21 protein-coding genes are annotated in these 21,097 nt (G+C 64.3%); 12 read left to right on the top strand and 9 right to left on the bottom strand.

What is annotated here, in order from left to right; all coding sequences use genetic code 11:
* Positions 1-50: 50 nt before the first annotated feature.
* The 4 genes from ABB27_RS00255 to ccmA form a co-directional block, all read right to left on the bottom strand.
* A complete protein-coding gene (locus ABB27_RS00255; RefSeq protein WP_244479087.1) occupies positions 51-1,094 on the bottom strand; it encodes a DmsE family decaheme c-type cytochrome in 1,044 nt (347 codons plus the stop codon).
* A 130-nt stretch (positions 1,095-1,224) separates the two neighbouring features.
* Positions 1,225-1,905: a TetR/AcrR family transcriptional regulator gene (locus tag ABB27_RS00250; protein WP_083491063.1), complete on the bottom strand. Its 681-nt coding sequence runs from the start codon at positions 1,903-1,905 to the stop codon at positions 1,225-1,227.
* Positions 1,906-1,957: 52 nt separating this feature from the next.
* Entirely contained in the window at positions 1,958-2,653 is a 696-nt protein-coding gene (ccmB, locus tag ABB27_RS00245) for a heme exporter protein CcmB (RefSeq protein ID WP_057626097.1), read from the bottom strand.
* Entirely contained in the window at positions 2,650-3,309 is a 660-nt protein-coding gene (gene ccmA / locus ABB27_RS00240) for a heme ABC exporter ATP-binding protein CcmA (RefSeq protein ID WP_057626209.1), read from the bottom strand. The genes ccmB and ccmA overlap by 4 nt, the downstream gene beginning before the upstream one ends.
* A 170-nt stretch (positions 3,310-3,479) precedes the next feature.
* On the opposite strand from ccmA, the gene ABB27_RS00235 reads away from it, so the two are divergent.
* The 4 genes from ABB27_RS00235 (at position 3,480) to ABB27_RS00220 (ending at position 6,299) form a co-directional block, all read left to right on the top strand.
* On the top strand, positions 3,480-4,628 hold the full coding sequence (locus tag ABB27_RS00235) for a pyridoxal phosphate-dependent aminotransferase (RefSeq protein WP_057626208.1): 1,149 nt from the start codon (positions 3,480-3,482) through the stop codon (positions 4,626-4,628).
* A gap of 14 nt (positions 4,629-4,642) precedes the next feature.
* Entirely contained in the window at positions 4,643-4,954 is a 312-nt protein-coding gene (locus ABB27_RS00230; protein ID WP_057626095.1) for a hypothetical protein, read from the top strand.
* 5 nt (positions 4,955-4,959) lie between these two features.
* Positions 4,960-5,775, top strand: a complete 816-nt coding sequence (locus ABB27_RS00225) for an amidohydrolase (protein WP_057626093.1) — start codon at positions 4,960-4,962, stop codon at positions 5,773-5,775.
* A 92-nt stretch (positions 5,776-5,867) separates the two neighbouring features.
* Positions 5,868-6,299, top strand: coding sequence for a peptidase associated/transthyretin-like domain-containing protein (locus ABB27_RS00220; RefSeq protein WP_057626091.1), 432 nt, complete (start codon positions 5,868-5,870; stop codon positions 6,297-6,299).
* A 110-nt stretch (positions 6,300-6,409) separates the two neighbouring features.
* Here ABB27_RS00220 and ABB27_RS00215 read toward each other — a convergent pair whose 3' ends face one another.
* The 5 genes from ABB27_RS00215 to ABB27_RS00195 form a co-directional block, all read right to left on the bottom strand.
* Positions 6,410-7,045 (bottom strand): ATPase, encoded by a 636-nt coding sequence (locus ABB27_RS00215; protein ID WP_152984356.1) that lies wholly within the window; start codon positions 7,043-7,045, stop codon positions 6,410-6,412.
* A gap of 3 nt (positions 7,046-7,048) precedes the next feature.
* Positions 7,049-7,393: a type II toxin-antitoxin system prevent-host-death family antitoxin gene (locus ABB27_RS00210; RefSeq protein WP_057626089.1), complete on the bottom strand. Its 345-nt coding sequence runs from the start codon at positions 7,391-7,393 to the stop codon at positions 7,049-7,051.
* A gap of 303 nt (positions 7,394-7,696) precedes the next feature.
* Complete coding sequence (locus ABB27_RS00205; protein ID WP_057626087.1) at positions 7,697-9,346, bottom strand: pseudouridine synthase; 1,650 nt, start codon at positions 9,344-9,346, stop codon at positions 7,697-7,699.
* Positions 9,339-10,190, bottom strand: coding sequence for an SMC-Scp complex subunit ScpB (gene scpB, locus ABB27_RS00200; RefSeq protein ID WP_057626084.1), 852 nt, complete (start codon positions 10,188-10,190; stop codon positions 9,339-9,341). The genes ABB27_RS00205 and scpB overlap by 8 nt, the downstream gene beginning before the upstream one ends.
* Positions 10,191-10,206: 16 nt before the next feature.
* Positions 10,207-11,103, bottom strand: coding sequence for a segregation and condensation protein A (locus ABB27_RS00195; protein WP_057626082.1), 897 nt, complete (start codon positions 11,101-11,103; stop codon positions 10,207-10,209).
* A gap of 353 nt (positions 11,104-11,456) precedes the next feature.
* Between ABB27_RS00195 and ABB27_RS00190 the strand changes: the two genes are divergently transcribed.
* The 8 genes from ABB27_RS00190 to ABB27_RS00155 all read left to right on the top strand — a co-directional run bounded on the left by ABB27_RS00190 (position 11,457) and on the right by ABB27_RS00155 (position 20,974).
* The gene (locus ABB27_RS00190; RefSeq protein ID WP_057626080.1) at positions 11,457-11,756 is read left to right on the top strand and encodes a YciI family protein; all 300 of its coding nucleotides are present in this window, start codon (positions 11,457-11,459) and stop codon (positions 11,754-11,756) included.
* Complete coding sequence (locus tag ABB27_RS00185) at positions 11,753-12,031, top strand: BolA family protein (protein WP_057626078.1); 279 nt, start codon at positions 11,753-11,755, stop codon at positions 12,029-12,031. Before ABB27_RS00190 ends, ABB27_RS00185 begins: the two co-directional genes overlap by 4 nt.
* A 144-nt stretch (positions 12,032-12,175) precedes the next feature.
* Positions 12,176-13,216 carry a LacI family DNA-binding transcriptional regulator gene (locus tag ABB27_RS00180; RefSeq protein ID WP_057626076.1) on the top strand — a complete coding sequence of 347 codons (1,041 nt, stop codon included), beginning with the start codon at positions 12,176-12,178 and terminating at the stop codon, positions 13,214-13,216.
* Positions 13,217-13,270: 54 nt separating this feature from the next.
* Positions 13,271-16,228 (top strand): TonB-dependent receptor, encoded by a 2,958-nt coding sequence (locus tag ABB27_RS00175; RefSeq protein WP_057626074.1) that lies wholly within the window; start codon positions 13,271-13,273, stop codon positions 16,226-16,228.
* A gap of 160 nt (positions 16,229-16,388) precedes the next feature.
* Complete coding sequence (locus tag ABB27_RS00170; protein WP_425477455.1) at positions 16,389-17,963, top strand: glucoamylase family protein; 1,575 nt, start codon at positions 16,389-16,391, stop codon at positions 17,961-17,963.
* Positions 17,964-17,976: 13 nt separating this feature from the next.
* Positions 17,977-19,248 carry a sugar ABC transporter substrate-binding protein gene (locus tag ABB27_RS00165; RefSeq protein WP_425477454.1) on the top strand — a complete coding sequence of 424 codons (1,272 nt, stop codon included), beginning with the start codon at positions 17,977-17,979 and terminating at the stop codon, positions 19,246-19,248.
* Complete coding sequence (locus tag ABB27_RS00160; RefSeq protein WP_057626068.1) at positions 19,245-20,126, top strand: carbohydrate ABC transporter permease; 882 nt, start codon at positions 19,245-19,247, stop codon at positions 20,124-20,126. Before ABB27_RS00165 ends, ABB27_RS00160 begins: the two co-directional genes overlap by 4 nt.
* Positions 20,123-20,974 carry a carbohydrate ABC transporter permease gene (locus tag ABB27_RS00155; RefSeq protein WP_057626066.1) on the top strand — a complete coding sequence of 284 codons (852 nt, stop codon included), beginning with the start codon at positions 20,123-20,125 and terminating at the stop codon, positions 20,972-20,974. The genes ABB27_RS00160 and ABB27_RS00155 overlap by 4 nt, the downstream gene beginning before the upstream one ends.
* The last annotated feature ends 123 nt before the right edge of the window (positions 20,975-21,097 follow it).

Here is a 21,097-nt window from a genome sequence, read left to right as displayed (position 1 = left end):
GAGCAGCGGCAGTTCCTTGAACGATTCCGTGTGCACATGTCGTTCTCCCTTTACTTGTGCAGACGTGGGCCGGAAGGATGGTTGGAGCCGTGTACCTGGGCGTGGCAGGTGATGCAGCCGCGTCCCATCAGGCGTTCATCAGCGGTCAGTCCGTTGCCGAGCGAGGTCTCGGTCTGCAGGTCGTTGGGGTGACGGGTATGCGAATGGCATTGCTGGCACAGCATCGGAATCGGCGCCACCAGCAGCGCGTGCTGGTTGGAGCCATGCACCTGGTGGCAGTTCAGGCAGCTCTCGCGCACCGGTGCGTGTTCGAACAGGAACGGGCCGCGTTTCTCGGCGTGGCACTGGTAGCAGGTCTCGTTGACCGTATCGGTCTTGAGCAGGGTGGGGTTGAGCGTGCCATGCGGGTTGTGGCAATCCACGCAGCTGATTGCGCCCTCCGGCAGCGGCATGTGCGAGCGCCGGTTGAACTGCTGGCGGATGTCCTTGTGGCAGGTGGCGCAGGTTTCGCTGACCGACTGTTTGGCGGTCAGGCCTTCGGCGGAAAACTTGACCATCGGATTGTGGCAGTCGCTGCACGACAGATCATTGCGTTGGTGCACCGAGCCCAGCCAGGCATCGCGTGGGCCGCCGGAATGGCAGCCCAGGCAGCTCTCGGTCTGGTTCGACACCGGCGTACCGCCATCGTGGGTATAGGCAATGATCGAACCCTTCTGGGTCGGGTTGGCGGCATGCACCGAGCCGGGCCCGTGGCAGGCTTCGCAGGTGGCGGTATTGGGATTGGCCGCCAACGCAACCTGCATGCCGGCGGCGTGCGCGGTATGTGCGAAGTTGTCGTTTTCCTTGCTGTGGCAGGCCGTGCATACCTGCTGGCCGACCGCCTTGGCCTGCGGGTGGGCCTTGTTGCGCGCCGGCACGGCATCGGCAAAGCCGGGCGGGGCGTTGAAGCCGTGCCTGGATTGGGTGGAGGCGAAGTGGGTTTCGGGGAGTTTGACCGCCTGCCCACTGGCATCGGCTTTCACCGGGGCCAGCCATGCGGCGGATATCAGGATCGCGGTTGCAAGCAACGCCAGTAATGCGAGATAGAACCGCACGATCCCCTCCTTTGGGTTGTCCCTGCCGATGGGTGGGAGACAACTGGGCAATCAGAACGTAATGACGATTACGTCACGATTCTGTGAGGCGCCCGGGTACAGTTCAAGCTGCGCTGCAGCAAGCTGCGGTTCAGTTTCGCGGCAGGGCGCCGGCCATGAATAGACGTACTGCCGCGCGCGCCTGCTGCTGCGCGCGTGGCAGATCACTGCTGTCGATGCGGCCGTTGACCGAACGCAGGATCAAGCCGCCGATGACCACCATGTAGAAAAAATGCGCGGCCTGGTCGGGGTCTTCGATATGCATGCGGCCGGCGGCGGTTTCGCGGGCGAAATAGTGGCTGAGCAGGATTTCCATCGGCGCCACGCCATGCGCATGGAACCAGTCGCGCAGGGCGGGCTGGTTCATGCCTTCGGAGATGACCACCCGGTGGCAGGCCAGGCGGGTAGGCGAGAGGATTTCCTCGGCCATCTGGCTGGCGGCTTCTTCCAGGGCCTCGGCCGGCGGCAGCGGCGATTGCAGCAAGGTGTCCAGGCTGCGCCCGAAGTCATTGATGCTCTGCTCCATCAAGGCATGGATCAGGCCTTCCTTGTCGCCAAAGGCGCGGTACAGCGTGGCCATCGAGCCACCTGCGCGTTTGACGATGTCGGCCAGCCTGGCAGCCTGGTAGCCCTTCTCGTTGAAGACTTCGGTAGCGGCGGCCAGGAACTTCTCCACCCGCAGCTCACCACGCCGCTGCAGTTCCACCACCGGACGGGGCGGCAAGGTGGGCTTGGCTACGCTCGGGACTTCAGTGGGGGACCGCTCAGCCATGGGCTTGGTTTGCTTTGTGAAGTCAACGTCAAGAATAGCGCTGTTTTGATCTTCAGGAGTTGGCGATGCGGATGGCCGCCGCCGCGGTCATGGGCGCCAGCACTGCGCTGACCAATAATCCGGCCGCAAGCATCAGCAGCGCGCCGCTGGCATCGAAGCCCTGCGCCGCTGCCGCCACCGCGCCGGCACCGAATACCAGCACCGGCACGTATAGCGGCAGGACCAGCAGCGCCAGCAGGATGCCGGCCCGGCGCATGCCCACGGTCAAGGCCGCAACCACCGCGCCGAGCAGGCTCAGCAGGGGCGTGCCCAGTGCCAGCGCGGTGACCAGCACCGGCAGCTGCGCACGCGGCAGGTGCATCAGCTCGGCCAGCAGCGGGCTGACCAGCACCAGCGGGAAGGCGGTGGTCAGCCAGTGCGAGAACACCCGCACCGCCACCAGCCAGGCCAAAGGCACCGGCGACAACAGCCATTGTTCAAGCGAGCCATCCTCGGCGTCGCTGCGGAACAAGGTGTCCAGCGACAGCAGGCCGGCCAGCAGGATCGCCAGCCACAGCACCGCCGAGGCCACGCTCTGCAGCAGCTTGGGGGCGCCGCCCAGCGCCAGCGCGAACAAGGCCACCACCAGCACGGCGAACAGGATTGGTTGTGCGGCGTCGCCACGGCGGCGCCACAGCAGTTTCAGGTCACGTGCCAGCAGTGCGCGTGCGGCCGAGAACAGCGTGGGCTGTGGACCGGGCAGGCTCATGCGGCATCCTCCTGCTCGGCGGCGCTGCGCAGGGTCAGGGTGCGGTTGCGGACCGGCGGTGCGGCATAGGCACCATGGGTGGTCACCAAGGCGCCACCGCCACTGCGCAGGTGCGCCGAGATCATCCGGTTGACCAGGTTGATCCCTTCCAGATCGAGGTTGGCATAGGGTTCGTCCAGCAGCCAGATCGGCGCCGGCGACAGCCAGATGCGGGCCAGCGACAAACGCTTCTTCTGGCCGGCGGACAATTGCCGCACCAAGGTGTCTTCATAACCGGCCAGGCCGACGATGGCCAGGGCGTTGCCCGGCATCTGCCGTGCCCGCCGGCCCTGCAGTCCACACAGGAAGTGCAGGTTCTCCAGCGTGCCCAGGTCCTGCTTGAGCGCGGTAAGATGGCTCAGGTAAGCGATATAGCGCGAGCGGTCGGTACTGCTGGCCGGGCGCGCGTCGATTTCGATCTGGCCTTCATCCGGGCGCAGCAGGCCGGCCAGCACGCGCAGCAAGGTGGTCTTGCCGGCGCCATTGCTCCCTTGCACCAGCAGTGCTTCGCCTGCATCCACGTGCAGGTCCAGTGGCCCGAATACCGGATCGTCATTGCGGCTGAAGCGCAGGCCGCGGGCCTTGAGCAGCGGCGGGATGTTTGCAGTTTCAATCATCGGATCGGGCGCTTCCGTCCATGGCAGGTGGCGCAGGCTGGGCAGCGCATCGGGGCGCGCAGTATAGCGCCGGGCCGACGCTGTCCCGCGCTGTGCGGATACGCAGAGGCAGGCCGGCAGTGCCGGCTTTGCGTACACTCGGGGTTTTCTCCCCCGGTGTGTACGTACCCATGCATCCGCAGACCAAGTTGCCCAAGGTGGGCACCACTATTTTTACCGTGATGTCACAGCTGGCCGCCGAGCACGGCGCGGTCAATCTTGGCCAGGGCTTTCCGGATTTTTCCGCCCCGCAGCGTCTGATCGATGAAACCGCCAAGGCCATGCGCGATGGTTTGAACCAGTACGCGCCAATGACCGGTGTGGCGCCGTTGCGCCAGGCCATCGCGCAGAAGGCGCTGGATTGCTATGGCGCGCAGGTTGATCCGGACACCGAGATCACCGTTACCTCCGGCGGTACCGAGGCGATCTTCAATGCCATCCACGCCGTGGTCCGTGCCGGTGAGGAAGTCATCGTGCTGGACCCGGCCTATGACTGCTATGAGCCGGCAATTGATCTGGCCGGCGCGCGCGCCGTGCATGTGCCGCTGGACCCGCAGACCTTTGCGGTGGATTGGGACCGCGTGCGCGCGGCGATCACCCCGAAGACGCGCATGTTGATGGTCAACACGCCACACAACCCGTCAGGGGCGATGTTGAATGCCGATGACATGCAGGCGCTGGCCGATGTGCTGCGTGGCACCGACATCTACCTGATCTCCGATGAAGTGTACGAACACATCATCTACGACGGTGCGCGGCATGAGTCGGCCTTGCGCTACCCGGAGCTGCGCGAGCGCGCCTTCGTGATCTCGAGCTTTGGCAAGACCTATCACTGCACCGGCTGGAAGATCGGCTACGCGATCGCGCCGCCGACAATGACGGCCGAGTTCCGCAAGGTCCACCAGTACAACACCTTCACCACCTACAGCCCGGCGCAATATGGCTTTGCCGCGATGATCCGCGATGAGCCCGAGCACCATCTGGAACTGGGCGCGTTCTACCAGTCCAAGCGTGATCGTTTCCGCGAACAGTTGCTGACCACGCGCTTGAAGCCGCTGCCGGTGCCGGGTGGTTATTTCCAACTGGTGGACTACTCGGCGATCAGCGACCTGCCGGACCATGAGTTCGTGCGCTGGTTGACCATCGAGAAGGGCGTCACCGCCATTCCGCTGTCGCCGTTCTACGAGACCCCGCCTGCCGGGCAGCGGCTGGTGCGGCTGTGCTTTGCCAAGAACGATGCGACGCTGGATGCGGCGATCGAGCGCCTGCGGGCGCTTTGACAGCAGGCGCGCCGATGGACGCCGGTCTGCTCGTTTTCGGTTTGGCGTTTGCCGCGTTTGTGCTTGCGGCAATGCTGAAAGGGTATTTGTTCCTTGCCGTGGTCCAGCCTGGCCTGCAGGCGCGCGGGGTGCCGGTGGACGAGGGTCGGTTGGCGTTTCGCGGCAGCTTTGGCCGCTACACCCGCGACTATCTGGTGCTGCTCGATGAGGTCGAGCGGCGCCAGCCGGTCAATCGCTGGATTGCACGGCTGCAGTGGTGGGTGCCGGTGCTGGGTGTGCTCATGGCTGCCAGCGCGCTTTTCTCTTCATGGCTTACAGGACGATGACGACAATGCAGGACCTGCGTATTTCCCTGGTGCAGGGCGACACCCGCTGGCACGACCCGGCGGGGAATCGTGCCTATTACGGTGCCTTGTTGGCGCCACTCGCAGGCAATACCGATCTGGTGATTCTGCCGGAGACCTTTACCAGCGGCTTTTCCAATGATGCGATCGACCAGGCCGAGGACATGGACGGCCCCACCGTTGCATGGATTATCGAGCAGGCGCGCGCGCTGGGTGCGGTAGTCACCGGCAGCGTGCAGCTGCGGGTGGATGGCAGCGTCTACAACCGACTGCTGTGGGCCACGCCTGACGGTGAGCTGCACTATTACGACAAGCGCCATCTGTTCCGTTATGGCGGCGAGCACAAGCGCTATGCCGCCGGCAACGCGCGTCTGTGCGTGGAGTGGAAGGGCTGGCGGATCAATCCGCAGATCTGTTACGACCTGCGCTTCCCTGTGTTCTGCCGCAACCGCTTCGATGTCGAGCGGGCAGGGCAGATGGATTTCGACCTGCAGATCTTCGTGGCCAACTGGCCGTCGGCACGCGCCTATGCGTGGCAGACCCTGGCGCGAGCGCGGGCGATTGAAAACCTGTGCTATGTGGCGGTGGTGAACCGTATTGGTGTGGACGGCAACGGTCTGCACTATTCCGGCGACAGCGCGGTGATCGATTTCCTGGGGCAGCCGCAGCTGGAAATCCGCGAGCGTGAGCAGGTGGTCACCACCACGATCTCGGCCCAGGCGCTGGCTGCGCATCGCGAGCGTTTCCCGGCCATGCTCGATGCCGATGCGTTTACCCTGGGCGGCGCGGTCGTCGTTCGCTGAATGCCGACCGCGCGCCGCGACCGGCAGCTCTTTGCAATGCGCAAAGGGGCTGTCAGTCTCGGTGCCGGCCCCAACCAAGCAGAGGATGTGCGATGAAAAAGATGATGGCAGCGGCTGTCGTACTGGCGCTGGGCATTGCGCCGGCCGCACAGGCGGCAGGCAATATCGACTGTGAGTTGCACTACAACCTGTCGGGTTGGTCGGCGTTCTACAAGACGTCCAGTGGTACCGGCACGATCACCTGTGACAATGGTGCCAGCATTCCGGTCAAGATCACCGCCAAGGGTGGTGGCTTGACCGTGGGCCGCACCACTATCACCGATGGCCGCGGCCGGTTCACCGGCGCCTATACGCTCGACGACCTGTTGGGCACGTATGCCGCTGCCGAAGTGCATGCCAGCGCCTCGCGCGCTACTGATGCGCAGGCGATGACCAAGGGCGATATTTCCCTGGCGTTGGCAGGCACCGGGCGTGGCTGGAGCCTGGGGATCGGCTTCGGCAAGTTCGTGATCGAGCGCCGCTGATTTTGCGGCGGCGAGGTCGGGCGTAAAAGCGCGCCGCTCCCTTCTCCTGCGTGCGGGAGAGGGGCCCCCGCAAGGGGGAATGAAGGGAGCTTTCGCCCCCACCTCGGGTTTCACTCGTCAGCCGCCACCGGGAACGCCTTGAGCGCGGCCCACACCAGAGGTTTGGCCCATTCGGGCACCTGTCCGAACTCTTCCTGGCTGACCGGGCACAGGATCCGGCCACGGTCCACTTCCAGTACCAGCAGCGGCTCGACCGCGCCGTCGGCATCCGGTGGGCGGCTGTTGTCGTAAACGTGCAGCGTGGTCAGATGCGGCAGCAGCTCGATCAGATTCAGGCGTGAGCTGTCGTAGCGCTGGCGGATCTTGTCTTCCGGAATATCGTGGCCGCCGGCCGCCACGCGTTCGGCAACACGCTGCAGGTGCAGCTCGATGCTGTCCAGGCCGCAGAACCATATTGTGACTTCGTGCTGCGCACAGGCCTCATGCAACAGCTTGGGAATGGTGTTGGCGCCGAGCGTGGTTTCGAATGCGTAGTCACGGTTGGATTGCATCGCCTCACGCAGGCGGCGGGTGCCTTCCTGCCAGGCGGTGGCATTGGCCTCGGCCAGCGGCCAGCCCTGTTCCACCAGTTGCCGGGTGAAGGCGTCAGGATTGAACCAGGTCGCGCCGTCGTGCTGCAGCATCATGCCCAGCAACGAACTCTTGCCGGCGCCATTGACGCCGGCCAATACCAGGATCCGTGCCACCGGTCAGAGCGACTTGCCCGGGATGATTTTCAACCCGCGCCGGGCAGGGCGATCCAATGCCTTGGCCAGGGTCTTGCCGCCATCGAGCACCGCGAGGTGGGCGTCGAACTCAGCCTGCAGTTGCTTGAGCGACTGCGCGCGCTGCGCTGCGGCCGAGGCACCTGAGGCCTGCGCGACCAGGCGCTGGTATTCCTCGGCAGACACCACCACCGCCTGCGGGTGGTTGTGGTTGGTGACCACCACCGCGCCGAGCCTGGCGACCTTGCGCATCAGCTCAGGCCAGCCCTTGGCCTTGACGTCGCTGGCGGGCGTCTTTTCCAGATCCAGCAGATTCAGGGACAGGTCCATGGTGCGCTCCGCGAGGGGGTATTGGGAAAATATACCTAATTTCCCTAAATGGGAAATTTGTGCGTTGATCGATTCAGTCGGGCTTGCGGTTTGGTCCCTGCCCGGGCCTTCTGCTGAACGGGGCTTTCTCCGTAGCCGTCTCCGCTAAAGAGCGCCCTCTCCCAGCCCCTCTCCCGTAAAGGGAGAGGGGCTGGCAGCAAAGTCGGGTTATGAGTAGGGGGGCCATAACGCAAACGCCCGGCGCGATGCGCCGGGCGTTTGTTGCAATCATGTCGAGCCGTTTGCGGCTCGACGCATTGCCAATCAGGCGCCGCGCGGGCCGCGGTTGCCACCGCCGCCGGGACGACCACCACCCGGACGACCTGCACCGCCGGGGCGGTTGCCACCCGGGCGCGGGCCGCCGGAGGGACGGCCGCCGGGGCCACCCGGGCCACGGTTGCCGCCGCTCGGGCGATTGCCGACCGGACGCGCGCCGTACGGGCTGAAACCCGGATTGGCGTGGTCGGACGGGAAGCTCGGGGCATTGCCCGGGTGACCGTAGGGGTGCTTGCGCTGGCCCTGGCCTTGACCCTGGCTTGCGCCCTGGCCGCCGGCGCCCTGCGGGCGACCTTGGCCGGGACCGCCACGGCTGGCGCCGGGTGCGCCGCCCGGACGTGGCTTGCCGTACGGACGGGCCTGGCCGTCAGCGGCCGGGCCACGGCCCGGACCACGGTTGCCGCCCGGGCCGCGTGCTGCGCCCGGACCCGCATTGCGGTGGCCGCTCGGGCCGGTGCTGACGCCGTCCGGCACGTACCAGGTGCGGAATGCGGCCGGATTGCCATCCGGCAAGCTGCGGTCGCCGGCCGGCTTGCGCTGCTTGAACGGCTTCTGCGACTGCTTGGCTGCAGCTTCGCCGCTGACCGTCAGGCCGCCCTTGAAGCCACCGCCGCTCTTGCCGCCACGGCCACGGCCGCCGCGGTCTTCGCGCAGGTTGTCGAAGCGACGCAGTTCGCGGCCTTCGTCGGCGCTGTTGTGGCCGTTGACGTAAGCATTGCCACGGCCGCCTTCGCGCGACACGCGCAGGGTGGTCTTGACCGCCTTGCGCTGGCCGATCACCGGCTGCAGGGTCAGTGCCGACGGGGTGCCTTCTTCCAGCTTCAGCTGGGCGCGCAGCGCGTCGACCTGCTGGGTGGTCAGTTCCACCGACTTGCCACGCATCAGTTCACGCGGCAGCTCGATCTTGCCGTAGCGGGTGCGCTTCAGGCGGCTGACCTGGCAGCCCTGCGATTCCCACAGGCGGCGCACTTCGCGGTTGCGGCCTTCCTTGACGACCACGCGGAACCAGTCGTGCGAATCGGTGCCGCCAATGCGCTCGACTTCGTCGAACTTGGCGCCGCCGTCTTCCAGCAGCACGCCGCGGCCGAGGCGCTCGATGATTTCGTCGGAGACCTTCTCTTCGCCTTCCGGGGCGCGCACGCGCACCACGTACTCGCGCTCGACTTCAAACGACGGGTGCATCATCGCGTTGGCGAGCTCACCGTCGGTGGTAGCCAGCAGCAGGCCGGTGGTGTTGATGTCAAGGCGGCCGATCGCGATCCAGCGTGCGCCCTTCAACGGCGGCAGCGCTTCGAATACGGTCGGCCGGCCTTCGGGATCGTCACGCGTGGTGACTTCGCCTTCGGGCTTGTTGTAGATCAGGACGCGCGACGGGTCGGTCAGGGCGCTGGCGACAAAGCTGCGACCGTCGAGGTCGATCTTGTCGCCGCTCTTGACCGACATGCCGGTCTGCGCGACTTCGCCGTTGACCTTGACCAGGCCGTCGGCGATGCGCTGCTCCAGCGCGCGGCGCGAGCCCAGGCCGGCTTGTGCCAGGACCTTGTGCAGGCGCTCTTCGAGCTTGGGCTGCTGTTCGGTGTCGGCTTCGCGCTTGAGCGAGAGCTTGTTCAACGAAGGTTTACGGGGGGTGTCACTCATCTGTTTGGCTCCGGCCGGCGTTTTCCGCGTCGGCCTCTGGTTCGGAATCGGCTACGTCAACAGCCACGGTCGTCGTCGCGACGGCGTTGTTTTCAGTTTGTTCCACTTCCGCCGCGCGCTCTCCCGGCGCGGCGTCGGGTTCGCCGGTGAAGGCGGTGTCGGATGCGGCCGCGTTCGAATCCGGGGATTCTGGCGTGGCTGCGGTTGTCGTGTCGCTATCGTTGGCGGCGTCCAGGCCCGGGGGCGAGGCGGCGCCAGCGGCAAGCGGGGCGGCTGGCTGGCCGTCGCCATCCAGCGGTAATTGCGGTTCAAGCTCGCCGATATCGCGCAGTTCGGACAGCGGCGGCAGTTGGTCCAGGCGCTTGAGCCCGAAATAATCCAGGAAGCCCTTGGTGGTGCCGAACAGGGCCGGCTTGCCGGGCACGTCGCGGTGGCCGATGACCCGGATCCACTCGCGCTCTTCCAGCGCCTGGATGATGTTGCTGCTTACCGCCACGCCGCGGACCTGCTCGATCTCGCCGCGGGTAATCGGCTGCCGGTAGGCAATCAGCGCCAGGGTTTCCAGGGTGGCGCGGGTGTAGCGGGTCTTGCGTTCGGTCCACAGTCGGGACACCCAGCCGTGCACTTCGCTGGTGATCTGGTAACGATAGCCAGAGGCTACTTCGACCAGTTCGACGCCGCGCCCGGCGCAGCCTTCGCGCAGCAGTTCAAGTGCCCGTTCGATGCTGCCCGGCGGTGCCGGTGCATCCTCGGGAAACAGGCCCTGCAGTTGCGTCAGGGTTACCGGCTGGCTGGAGGCCAACAGGGTACCTTCGACAATACGGTTGATCAGCGGTTGATCCATGCGTTGGGTCGGTTGCTCAGGCGGGGGTGTCAGCGTCATCGAACTCGCTGGAAAACTGCAGCGGTGCGTTGGTGTTGCCGGTGGCCAGGGACTTCACATAAATCGGTGCAAGTGGTGCTTCCTGCACCAGGTCGAGCAGTTGCTCCTTGGCCAGTTCCAATACCGCAAGGAAGGTGACCAGAACGCCGAGCTTGCCTTCTTCGGCGGTGAACAGACTTTCAAAGCGGTAGAACCTGTCGCCTTCCAGCAGGCTGAGCACATCGCCCATGCGCTGCCGGACACTCAGGGCCTCGCGTTTGATCGCGTGGCCGCTGAACAGCTCGGCGCGCTTGAGTACGTCGTGCAGCGCCAGCAGCATTTCCTTCAGTTCCACCGGCGGTGGGGTCTTGACCAACACCCGCTCGGGCACGAAGGCGTGCGCCATGCTGGTGTCGCGGTCCTGCCGGGGCAGGCTGTCGATATCCTCGGCGGCCTGCTTGAAACGTTCGTATTCCTGCAGACGGCGTACCAGCTCGGCGCGCGGATCTGCTTCTTCGCCTTCGATGCTGGGTGGGCGCGGCAACAGCATGCGCGACTTCACTTCAGCAAGAATGGCTGCCATCACCAGATACTCGGCTGCCAGTTCAAAGCGCAGCTCCTGCATCACGTTGATGTATTCCACGTACTGCTTGGTGATCTCGGCGACCGGGATATCAAGGATGTCCAGGTTCTGCCGGCGGATCAGGTAAAGCAGTAGATCCAGCGGACCCTCGAAGGCGTCGAGAATAACTTCCAGTGCGTCCGGCGGTATGTACAGATCCTGTGGGATCTGCAGCACCGGCTGACCATGCACCATCGCCAGCGGCATTTCCTGCTGCTGAGGTAGGGATTGCTGCGCTGGCGGGTTCGCGTCGTGCGCGAGTTCGGAAGTCATCAGGTCGACATTCGGGGGTATTGCGGGCTGTACACACCCCAGGTTCCCGCCCGGGAGGGTGCCAGCCCCTGTATTACGAGCTACTCGCGCTTGTTTGGCGCGCTTCCACACATAAACAACAAGGCGCGCCGCAGGATCAGCGGCAACGTCATTACGAGGAGGTCGTCTACGCGGCCCGGGAAGTGATGTGCTGCGGTGGTTGGGTGGCAGGTCTGGGCCTGTCACCGCACCGAGCGGCTACTGGCCGGCTGCGTGCAATGGACTAAAGAGTAATCGCCCGAGCAGGGCGGTGTCCAGCCTTGTGACGCTAGACTTGGCACCGTTCCATTCAGCAGACAAGCGGAGAAAGGCCAGTGTGGTACGTAATCGAGGGCTATGACGGTGAAGATGTGCTTGCGGCGCGGCTGCAGGCACGGGCGGCGCATCTGCAACGATTGCAGACATTACTTGACCAGGGGCGGCTGCTTTTGGCTGGTCCCTGTCCTGCGGTTGACGCGGAAGATCCGGGTCCGGCCGGTTTCAGCGGCAGCGTGGTGATTGCCAGTTTCGAGGACCTGGGCGCCGCAAGGGCCTGGGCCGAGGCCGACCCCTATGTGGCGGCAGGCGTCTATATGCGCGTGGATGTGCGGCCGTTCCGCAAGGTGCTGCCATGAACCGGGTCGAGCGGATCCGCAGCGCCCTGCAGGCGGCGTTCACCCCGCAGCTGGTGGAGGTGCGCGACGACAGCCATCGCCACGCCGGTCATGCAGGGGCCAGTGATGGGCGGGGCCATTTCAAGGTCATCGTGGTCAGCGAGGCCTTTGCGGGCAAGGCGCCACTGGCCCGCCACCGGGCGGTCTACGCCGCGCTCGGCGAGATGATGGAAACGGACATCCATGCGCTCTCGATCAAGGCGCTGACCCCGCAGGAGCAGAGGGCGCCGGGCTGAACGGGCAAACTGAGCGCAATGCGCCTGCCCCGCTGGGCAGGACAGTACTTGTCCGCATGGGACAAGGATGCCTAACGAACTGTTTACAATCGCAATTGGAAACGTTTACAGTCCGCCTCACCCTGTATTGCGGAGGGTAGGGCGGTGGCGAAGTCGGCAATCACGATCAAGGATGTCGCCCGTGAGGCGAATGTTTCCGTCGCCACGGTGTCACGCGCCCTCAATGGCCACGACAATGTCGCCGCGCCGGTGCGCGCGCTGGTCCTTGAGGTCGCCAAGCGGCTGCGCTACAGCCCGCATGCGGCTGCGCGCAGCCTCAGCAGCCGCAGTACCCAGACTGTTGGCCTGGTACTTCCTGACCTTTACGGCGAGTTCTTTTCCGAGTTGATGCGCGGCATCGACGGCGTGGCCAGTGCCCATCGCCGGCACTTGCTGGTGTCCAGCTACCACGGTGAACAGAAACAGCAGGGCGCCGTGCTGCAGGCCATGCGCGGCCGGGTGGATGGCCTGCTTGTCCTGTCGCCCTTTGCTGGCGACCCCGATTTTCTGATCGACAACCTGCCGCCTGCGCTGCCTACGGTACTGATCAATACGCCATTGGCGGAAGAGCATTACCCGGTTTTCAGCATCGATGACCATGCCGGCGCGCTGGCCATGACCCGGCATCTGCTTGATGCCGGGCATCGCCGCATCGCCTTCATTGCCGGGCCGGTGCACAACCACGATGCGCAGCAACGCCTGCACGGTTTCCGCGCGGCGATGGCGGCGTTCGACGGCAAGGTGGAAGCGATCGAGCTGCCGGGCAATTTTGACGAAGCCTCTGGCCATCAGGCTGGATTGGCGCTGTTGGCGCGCCCGAGCTTGCCGGATGCGGTGTTTGCCGCCAACGACATGATGGCCCTGGGCTGCCTGTATGCGTTCTCGCAGGCAGGCGTGAAAGTACCCGCGCAAGTTGCACTGGCCGGCTATGACGACATCCCTCTGGCGCGTTTTGTTCACCCCGCGTTGACAACGATGCAGGTCAGCATCGCCGAGTTGGGCGAGCGCGCGATGCTGCAGCTGGTGCAGATGATCGATAGCGCGCAGGCGCAGACAGCGCCTGCGGTAACGCTGGTTCCAACTCTGGTGGTACGCGACTCCACAGCCGCTTGCGACCTTCCTGCACCCGGCGATAGACCGGGGTAGTTCACACACACAACCCTTGCGGCTTCCCTGTCGCTGCCTTGGGAGAGGTAAAACATGAATAAAAAATTGAACAACGCGATGCCCCCACGCAAGCTGCTCAGTGGTGCGCTTGCCGCGTGCCTGTTGCTGGGCGCCGCGCCCGCATTCGCACAGAGCACCGGTGCGACCATCCGTGGCCAGGTGATGACTGACTCGGCCCCCGCCGCGCAGGCCCAGGTCACCGCCACCAATATCGCCACCGGCCTTGCACGCAGCGTGCAGAGCACCGGCAATGGCAGCTATTCGCTGGCTGGCCTGCCGCCGGGCACCTACAAGGTCGATGTCACCGCCGGTGGCAAGAGCAGCAGCCAGAACATCACCGTGGCCGTCGGCCAGACCGCCACAGTGAACCTGGGTGTGGGTGGCGTGGCTGAAACTGGCGGCGGCTCGGCAACCACGCTGGATGCGGTGCAGGTGACGGCGCAGGCGCCGATCGAGACCAAGACCTCGGAGATTGCCACCTACATCACCCCGCAGCAGATCCAGGCCTTGCCGCAGGGCACGCGCAACTTCCTGGCCTTCGCCGACACCGTGCCCGGCATGGTGTTCGAGCAGAACCCGTCCAACGGTTCGACCAAGTTGCGTGGCGGCGTGCAGAGCGCCAACAACGTCAACGTCTACATCGATGGCGTGGGCCAGAAAAACTATGTCACCCAGGGTGGCATCACCGGCCAGGATGCCAGTCGCGGTAATCCGTTCCCGCAGCTGGCCATTGGTGAGTACAAGGTCATCACCTCCAACTACAAGGCCGAGTACGACCAGATCAGTTCGGCCGCGGTGACCGCGGTGACCAAGTCCGGTACCAACGAATTCAAGGGTTCGTTCTTCTGGGATTACACCAACCAGGATTGGCGTGAGCCGCGCGAGAGCGAGAAGAACGGCGTTGGCAAGACTCGCTCCGGCGAGAAGCAGTACGGCGGCAGCTTCGGTGGCCCGATCGTGCAGGACCGCGCGCATTTCTTCGTCACCTACGAGGGCAAGGAATACAACGCACCGCAGGACCTCAAGCCGGGCGAGGGGCGCTTGCCCAGCGACCTGCCGCAGGCCTGGCGTGACCAGCTCGGTGCCACCGCGACGCCGTTCAAGGAAGACCTGTACTTCGGCAAGCTGGATTGGTCGGTGAACGATTCCAACCTGCTTGAGTTCACCTACAAGCGCCGCGAAGAGAGCGAGATCGGCAATGTCGGCGGGCAGAGTGCACGCAGCTACGGCACCGATACCGGCGTGATCGAGGACCGCTACGACCTGCGTTGGCAGTACTCCAACACCAATTGGCTCAGCGATTCCCATCTGACCTACGAGAAGGCGTTCTGGACCAAAGCGCCGGTCAATTACGGCAACGGCAACGTGCTGACCGATGGCAGCGGCGATGACGGCAAGCAGATCTATCGCATCGGCGCTGGCGACGGCGGCCTGCAGGACAAGGGCCAGAAGGGCTGGTCGTTCCAGAACGACACTACCTTCTTTGGTTGGGAAGGGCATACGCTCAAGTTCGGCGTCAAATACAAGCAGGTGGACCTGGACACGATCGAACAGCAGCCCTACAACCCGCAGTTCTATTACGACATCAACCAGGGCGGCGACGTGCCGTACTTCGTGCGCTTCGGCAGCCCGGCGGTCGGTACCGGTGGTGGCGCGGTCACCTCCAAGAACAAGCAGTTCGGCATCTACATCCAGGACGATTGGGAGGTCAACGAGCGCCTGACCTTGAACCTGGGCCTGCGCTGGGATTACGAAAAGACCCCGTCCTATCTGGATTACGCCACCGCACCGGACGTACTGGCCTCACTCGCCAGCCAGGACCCGAACGCCGGGCCGGGCCAGACCTATGCGCAGACGCTGGCGCTGGGCGGCATCGACATCAACCGCTACATCAGCACCGGCAACAACCGCAAACCGTTCAAGGATGCGATCCAGCCGCGGCTGGGCTTCTCCTACGACCTGAGCGGCGATGAGCGGCTGGTGCTGTTCGGCGGTGTCGGCCGTTCCTACGACCGCAACCTGTTCGACTACCTGCAGCTGGAGCGCAGCAAGGCCTCCTTCCCGACCCGTCGTTTCAAGATCAACTCGCCCGGGCACGCTTGTGCCGTGGGTGGCGACTGCCTGGACTGGACCCCGCAGCTGTTGGATCGCGACTACCTGATGTCGCTGGTGGATGCGACCGAAGCCGGCCGCGAAGTGTGGATGTTCGACAACAAGCTGAAGACGCCGTATTCGGACCAGTTCAGCCTGGGCATCCGCAGCAGCTTCAACATGGGCGGGCATGACTGGAACAGTTCGGCCACCGTGCAGCACACCCGTTACAAGGACGGCCTGCTGATCTCGCGCGGCAACCGCTATGCCGATGGCGGCGTTTTTGCCCCCAACGGCAGCCCGTGGAACGCGCCGGGCCTGCCCGATCTGGGCGCGCTGATCGTTGCCACCAATGGCTTCGAGTCCAAGAACACCGCCTTGCTGCTGAGCTTGGACAAGCCGTATACCGCCGAAAGCCCGTGGAACATCAACGTGGCCTATACGCTGACCGACGCCAAGCAGAACATCCATGAAAAGGATCCGGTATTCGGCTGGTACTTCCAGCAGGGTGGCTGGTTCGACGGTGCCTGGGCGCCGAAGCACCGTCTGGTTGTCAGTGGTTTCACCGATCTGCCCTGGGGCATCAGCGCGTCCGGCAAGCTGACCCTGGCCAGCAAGATCAAGCGCTGGGATATCGACGGTACCGACGCCTACGGTGGCTATGAGCGTCCGCATAGCTGGGAGCCGAGTGGTAGTGCCTTCAAGCAGTTCGACATGTCGCTGACCAAGACCTGGGACACCGGCACCGACCTCAAGCTCAAGGTCCGCGCCGACGTCATCAATGTCTTCAACTGGACCAACTGGGGTGGTTACGGCATCAATTGGAACTCGGGTGTGGTCAGCACTTGGGACCAGTACGCCACCCGTACTTTCAAGCTGTCATTTGGTCTGGATTGGTAAGTGCCAGCGCCCCGGCCGCCGTATGCTTGGCGGCCGGGACGTTTCCTATATGCGTTACGCCTTCGCCACGTGAATGTGGTGCTATGTTTTCAAGATGGATGTCGCCTTGAGCAAGTCACGTACCCCGCAGTTGTTGGCCTGTGTTCTCGCCGGTATCGGGCTGGCGTTGTTGGGGGGCTGTGGCAAGGCGCCGGAGCCGCCGATGCCGAAGGTATTGCCGCAGGTGATCCTGATCGAGGCGGACCTGCCGCCACGGCCAATGAAACCGGATCTGCCGCCGCTGTTTGACGACATCGAGCGGCGCACCTTCCAGTTCTTCTGGGACACCACCAACGAGCAGAATGGGCTCACCCCGGATCGCTACCCGTCGCGGCCGTTTGCCAGCATCGCCTCGGTCGGCTTCGCGCTGACCTCCTATCCGATTGGCATCGAGAACGGCTGGGTCAGCCGCAACCAGGCGGTGGAGCGCACCCTGGTCACGTTGAAGTTCTTCCGCGACCTGCCCAGCGGGCCGCAGCGCACCGGCAAGGGTGCCTACAAGGGCTTCTACTACCACTTCCTGGACATGCAACAGGGGCGCCGCTATGACAGCTGGGTGGAGCTGTCCAGCGTGGATACCGCGCTTTTGTTGATGGGCGTGTTGTTTGCGCAGAGCTACTACGACCAGGACGACCCGCGCGAGAAGGAGATCCGGCAGATTGCCGATACGATCTACAAGCGCGTGGATTGGCAATGGCTGCAACGCAACAAGCCGTTGGTCTCGATGGGCTGGTTCCCGGAAAGCGGCTTCATCCAGCACGACTGGATGGGCTACAACGAGGCGATGATGCTGTACGTGCTGGCGCTGGGTTCACCAACGCATCCGGTCGAGCCCGACGCGTGGACGGTGTGGTCGCGTACCTACGACAACGACTGGGGTGTCTACCAAGGCCAGGAGTATCTGTCGTTCGGGCCCTTGTTTGGCCATCAGTACAGCCATGTCTGGATCGACTTCCGCGATATCCAGGACCCGTACATGCGCGAGCGCGGCATCGATTACTTCCTCAACAGCCGCCGCGCCACGCTCGCCCAACGCGAGTACGCGATTGAAAACCCGATGCAGTGGAAGGACTACAGCGCCAACGTCTGGGGCCTGACCGCCGGCGACGGGCCGCAGAACACCACCCAGGAATACAAGGGCGAGCAGCGTCAGTTCCGTCACTATTCGGCACGCGGCGCGGGCCTGCGCGAGAACTTCGACGACGGCACCATCGTGCCCTCGGCGGCGATCTCGTCGTTGCCGTTCGCACCGGAAGTGGTGATCCCGGCCACGGTGGAGATGCACAAGCGCTACGGCGACTACCTGTATTCGAGCTACGGCTTCCTGGATTCGTTCAACCCCAGCTTCGGCTACGACATTCCGCTCAAGACCGGGCGTTTGATTCCCGATCGCGGCTGGGTTGCCAGTGACTACATTGCCATCGACCAGGGCCCGATCCTGGCCGGCATCGCCAACTACCGCGACGAATTCGTGTGGGAGGTGATGAAAAAGAACCCCTATATCCGCAAGGGCCTGGAGCGGGCGGGGTTCACCGGTGGCTGGTTGGCGCCGGAAGACAGCTTCCAGCCACTGCAGAAGGACGAGCAGGCGGCATCGGCGCGGGCATCGGGCATTGCCGAGTCGCGCGCTGCGGCGGCCGCCGAGCAGAAGGCGGCCAGCCAGCAGCCCGCTCCGCCAGCGGCAAAGAAACAGTGAAGCGCGGCCAATGATGCGCGCGCTGGCAGTGCTGTTGTTGCTGCTCGCAGGCTGCAGCAAACCGGAGCAGGGCACCACCTTGCGGTTCTGGGCGATGGGCCGTGAGGCCGAAGTGGTCGGCGAACTGGTGCGCGAGTTCGAGGCCGAAAACCCCGGCATCCATGTTGATGTGCAGAACATTCCCTGGACGGCCGCGCACGAAAAACTGCTGACCGCCTATGCTGCCGATGGCCTGCCGGATGTCTGCCAGCTCGGCAATACCTGGATCGCCGAATTCGCCACCCTGCAGGCGCTGACCCCGCTGCAGCCACTGGTGGATGCCTCCACCGGTATCGATCAACAGGATTATTTCGCCGGTATCTGGGATACCAATGTCGTCGACGGTGAGCTGGTCGGAATTCCCTGGTACGTGGATACGCGGCTGCTGTTCTACCGCAAGGATCTGCTGCGCAAGGCCGGCTACACGCAGCCGCCGCGGACCTGGGCCGAATGGGAGCAGATGAACGCGGCACTGAAGAAGATCATGGGCGCGCGCGGCTATCCGGTGCTGATGCCCTTGAACGAGTTCGAGCCACAGCTCTCGTTCGCGCTGCAGCAGCAAGACAGCCTGCTGCGCGACGGCGATACCCGTGGCAACTTCCGCAGCCCCGGTTTCCGGCGCACGCTGGCCTTCTACGACAACATGTTCGAGCAGGGCTGGGCGCCGAAGATGTCCGAGACCCAGATCTCCAATGTCTGGGATGAGTTCTTCCGCGGCTTCACCGCCTTCTATCTGTCCGGGCCGTGGAATATCCGTGAATTCCGCCAACGCCAGCCGCCCGGTCTGGAAGGCGAGTGGGGCACGACGCCGCTACCCGGTCCCGATGGTCCCGGCGCAGGTATTGCCGGCGGCACCAGTCTGGTGGTGTTCCGTTCCTCGCAAAAGAAAGAGGCGGCCTGGAAGCTGATCGAGTTCCTGTCGCGGCCCGAGATCCAGCAGCGCTTCTACACCATCATCGGTGACCTGCCGCCGCGTCGCAGTGCCTGGCAGTCGCCGGAATTGCAGAATGATCCCTTGACCGCCGCCTTCGCCGACCAGCTCGAACGCGTCAAACCCACGCCCAAGGTGCTGGAGTGGGAGCGTATCGCGCAGCAGATGCGGGTGGTGACCGAACAGGTAGTGCGCGGCGGCTTGCCGCAGGACAAGGCGGTGGAGCAGTTGGACCAGCAGGTGGATGACATCCTCGCCAAGCGCCGCTGGATCGTCGAACAGCAGGCTGACGCAGCTGCGAAGGCGGCGCCATGAAGCGCGGTTCGCTGGCCGGCTGGATCTTCGCCGCACCGGCGCTGATCGTGATCGGCGTGTTCTTTGGTCTGCCGGTGTTGTCGGCGCTGGCCTTGAGCCTGACCGACTTCGATCTCTACGCGCTGGCCGATCCGCACAACTTGCGTTTCAACGGCCTGGGCAATTACATCGACCTGCTGCAGACGCCGATGTTCTGGAAATCGCTCGGCAATACCGCCTACTTCGTGGTGGCTGGTGTGCCCTTGTCGATCGCGGTTTCGCTGGGTGCTGCATTGTTGCTCAACGCCCCGGCGGCGCGCTTCAAGGCGCTGTTCCGCACCGCGCTGTTTGCGCCGGTGGTGACCACGTTGGTGGCGGTGGCGGTGATCTGGCGCTATCTGTTCCATACCCGCTACGGCATGGTGAACTGGGGGCTGGGCCAGATCGGCATCAATCCCATTGATTGGCTGGGTGATCCGAACTGGGCGATGCCGACCATCATTGGTTTCGCGGTGTGGAAGAACTTCGGCTACAACATGGTGATCTTCCTGGCCGGGCTGCAGGCCATTCCCAAAGACCTTTACGAGGCGGCACGTATTGACGGCGCCTCGCGTTGGCAGCAGTTCCTGCATATCACCTTGCCGATGCTGGGGCCGGTGCTGCTGGTGGTCGGCGTGATTACCGTGTCCGGTTATTTCCAGCTGTTCGCCGAGCCTTACGTCATGACCCGTGGCGATCCGCTGCAGAGCACGGTGAGCGTGCTGTATTTCATGTTCGAGGAAGGCTTCAAGTGGTGGAACCTGGGGCGCGCCTCGGCCGTGGCCTTCCTGCTGTTCCTGATCATCCTGGCGGTGACTACGTTGATGTTGCGCTTCGGCAAACGCAGGGAGCTGGTATGAGTGATCTTGCGGGCAGTCGTGAAATCGGCCAATCGCGTTGGCATGCGTGGTGGGTGAACGGCGGCTTGTTGCTGCTGGCGCTGGTCAGCCTGGCACCGTTGGCGTGGATGCTGTCTGTGTCGTTCATGCCCAGCGGGCAGGCATCGCAGTTTCCGCCACCACTGTTGCCGGCACATACCACGCTGGCCAACTACCAGGCCTTGTTCGCGCGTACCGGTATGGGCAACAACTTCGTCAACAGCCTGCTGGTATCGGTTGCGATCACCTTGGGCTCGCTGCTGTTCAACACCCTGGCCGGCTATGCCTTTGCCAAGCTGCGTTTTGCCGGCCGTGAGCGCCTGTTCCAGATGCTGCTGGCTGCGCTGGTGATCCCCGCGCAGGTGGCGATGCTGCCGCTGTTCCTGCTGATGAAGCAGATGGGCCTGGTGAACACCTTTGGTGGCGTGGTGATCCCGGCGCTGGCCAGCGTGTTTGGCATTTTCCTGGTGCGCCAGTACGCGCGCTCGATTCCGGATGAGTTGCTGGAAGCGGCGCGTATCGACGGCGCCAGCGAGGCGCGCATCTTCTTCCAGATCGTGCTGCCGATGCTCAAGCCGGTGCTGGTGACATTGGCGATCTTCACCTTCATGGGCGCATGGAACGATTTCATGTGGCCCTTGATCGTACTCACCGACCAGGAGCACTACACCTTGCCGGTGGCACTGGCCAGCCTGTCGCGCGAGCACATCATGGACGTGGAAATGATGATGGCCGGTGCGGTGGTCACGGTATTGCCGGTGCTGTTGTTGTTCCTGGTGCTGCAGCGCTACTACATCCAGGGCCTGCTGCTGGGCAGCGTCAAGGGCTGAGGCCGCAGCAAACGAAAGGCGGCTGCGGTGCTGTCTTTCCATACGTAACATACCGCCGCGAATGGCGGTGATCTTTGCGAAAATCCGGCGGCTGCTGCCGGTGATGAATCAGGATTCTGGTGA

Source organism: Stenotrophomonas terrae, from assembly GCF_001431465.1.
Lineage (GTDB): Bacteria > Pseudomonadota > Gammaproteobacteria > Xanthomonadales > Xanthomonadaceae > Stenotrophomonas > Stenotrophomonas terrae.
This window is presented reverse-complemented; position numbering and strand designations above follow the sequence as displayed.